The organism is Acinetobacter sp. YH12255 (assembly GCF_013417355.1).
Lineage (GTDB): Bacteria > Pseudomonadota > Gammaproteobacteria > Pseudomonadales > Moraxellaceae > Acinetobacter > Acinetobacter pseudolwoffii.
Window position 1 is genome coordinate 1 of sequence record NZ_VPEC01000105.1, and the last position, 2,138, is coordinate 2,138.

Annotated in this window: 1 protein-coding gene and 2 pseudogenes; 1 reads left to right on the top strand and 2 read right to left on the bottom strand. The window is 57.5% G+C overall.

Annotation, left to right across the window (positions count from 1 at the left end; translation table 11 throughout):
- Positions 1 to 157 precede the first annotated feature (157 nt).
- Positions 158 to 772 carry a recombinase family protein gene (locus tag FTV30_RS15890; protein ID WP_000904906.1) on the bottom strand — a complete coding sequence of 205 codons (615 nt, stop codon included), beginning with the start codon at positions 770 to 772 and terminating at the stop codon, positions 158 to 160.
- A 125-nt stretch (positions 773 to 897) separates the two neighbouring features.
- Between FTV30_RS15890 and FTV30_RS15895 the strand changes: the two are divergent.
- Positions 898 to 1,952 (top strand): annotated as a pseudogene (locus tag FTV30_RS15895) (DUF4158 domain-containing protein); the annotation flags it as partial.
- Positions 1,953 to 2,006: 54 nt separating this feature from the next.
- On the opposite strand, the pseudogene FTV30_RS15900 reads toward FTV30_RS15895, so the two are convergent.
- Positions 2,007 to 2,138 (bottom strand): annotated as a pseudogene (locus FTV30_RS15900) (IS6 family transposase); the annotation flags it as partial.

The following is a 2,138-nucleotide window of genomic DNA, read 5'->3' on the forward strand; positions in this document are numbered from 1 at the left end:
AAAGTCATTTGAATGATTTCTTCTTGGTCTACGTGTCATAAAATACTCCATATATTGATGTTTATAACATCATTTGGGGAGCAAAATATCACTTATAAGTGTTGTTCAAATTTCCTGATCCACCTCTGTGGCTCAACCTGCGAAAAGAAACGAGTTGCTACGTAAGTCCGAGAACATGCTTTCCATGGTCTCTGAGCTCGCCTTTGGGACCGACATATCGGTAGAGAGTGACGCGCTCGATGCCGAGTTCCTTGCAGAGATCGGAAACTGAAGTATCGCGCTGGGCCATGGCGGCTTGCGCGAGACGCACCTGAGCTTTGGTGAGCGCGAATTTTCGTCCGCCCTTGCGACCGCGCGCTCTCGCGGAGGCGAGACCCGCCATGGTGCGCTCTCGGATCAGATCCCGCTCGAACTCGGCCAAGGTGGCGAAGATTCCGAACACCATGCGACCGGACGCAGTCGTGGTGTCGATCTGAGCGCCCTTTCCAGTCAGAACCCGCAGGCCGATCTTGCGGTCTGACAGCTCCTTCACCGTGTTGACCAGATGGGCAAGCGATCGTCCGAGGCGATCGAGCTTCCAGACCACCAGCACATCGCCGTCACGCAATGACTTGAGGCAGGCAGTCAAGCCAGGGCGATCATCACGACCGCCGGAAGCAAGATCATCATAGATATTGTCCCGTTCGACACCTGCGGCGCGCAAGGCGTCGTGCTGCAGGTCGAGAGACTGCGAGCCATCGGCTTTGGAGACGCGGGCATATCCGATCAGCATGTATCACAAACGTTGGTTTGAGGCGGCGCTTCGGCCACGATTGCATTGACCTCTGGAAATGTATCTCAACCAGCTTCATAAACAAAGCGTCTTGAACGCTATCAGATTTTGAAAAAGGAACATGTATGCCGCGTCGCGTCACTCTAACCGATCGGCAGAAAGACGCGCTGTTGCGCTTGCCGACTTCACAGACGGATTTGCTCAAGCACTATACGCTGAGTGATGAAGACCTTGGGCATATCAGGCTGCGTCGGCGCGCTCACAACAGGTTCGGCTTCGCCCTGCAATTGTGTGTCCTGCGCTATCCCGGCCGGGTGCTGGCTCCAGGCGAACTGATCCCTGCAGAGGTCATCGAATTTATCGGAGCGCAGCTTGGCCTGGGTGCCGACGATCTCGTAGACTATGCTGCCCGCGAGGAAACACGGCACGAGCATCTTGCCGAGTTACGGGGGCTCTACGGCTTCCGCACCTTCTCCGGACGTGGTGCGAGCGAGCTGAAGGAATGGTTGTTCCGAGAAGCCGAGATGGCGGTGTCGAACGAGGATATCGCCCGTCGCTTCGTAGCCGAGTGCCGACGCACCCGCACTGTCCTTCCCGCGACATCCACGATCGAGCGGCTTTGTGCCGCGGCTCTCGTCGATGCCGAGCGACGCATCGAGACGAGGATCGCCAGTCGGCTGCCTATGTCGATCCGAGAACAGTTGCTGGCATTGCTCGAGGAGACGGCTGATGATCGGGTGACCCGTTTTGTGTGGCTGCGCCAGTTCGAGCCTGGCTCGAACTCTTCGTCGGCCAACCGGCTGCTCGACCGGCTCGAATATCTGCAACGCATCGATCTCCCCGAGGATCTGTTGGCGGCGTTCCTGCCCATCGGGTGACTCGTCTGCGCAGGCAGGGTGAACGGTATTATGCCGACGGCATGCGCGATCTCCCGGAGGACAGGCGGCTTGCGATCTTGGCTGTTTGCGTCTCGGAATGGCAGGCGATGTTGGCCGACGCAGTGGTCGAAACCCACGACCGGATCGTCGGCCGTCTCTACCGTGCTTCGGAGCGTATTTGCCATGCAAAGGTCGCAGACGAAGCGGGGGTGGTGCGTGACACCCTGAAATCCTTCGCCGAGATCGGGGGCGCCCTGGTCGATGCACAGGATGATGGCCAGCCGCTGGGCGATGTCATCGCGAGGGCACTGTTGCAAAGTTAGCGATGAGGCAGCCTTTTGTCTTATTCAAAGGCCTTACGTTTCAAAAACTCTGCTTACCAGGCGCATTTCGCCCAGGGGATCACCATAATAAAATGCTGAGGCCTGGCCTTTGCGTAGTGCACGCATCACCTCAATACCTTTGATGGTGGCGTAAGCCGTCTTCAT

Bases quoted from the DNA above. Each gene is read 5' to 3' on its own strand.
- FTV30_RS15890 (WP_000904906.1), bottom strand. From the start codon at position 772: ATGCTGATCGGATATGCCCGCGTCTCCAAAGCCGATGGCTCGCAGTCT.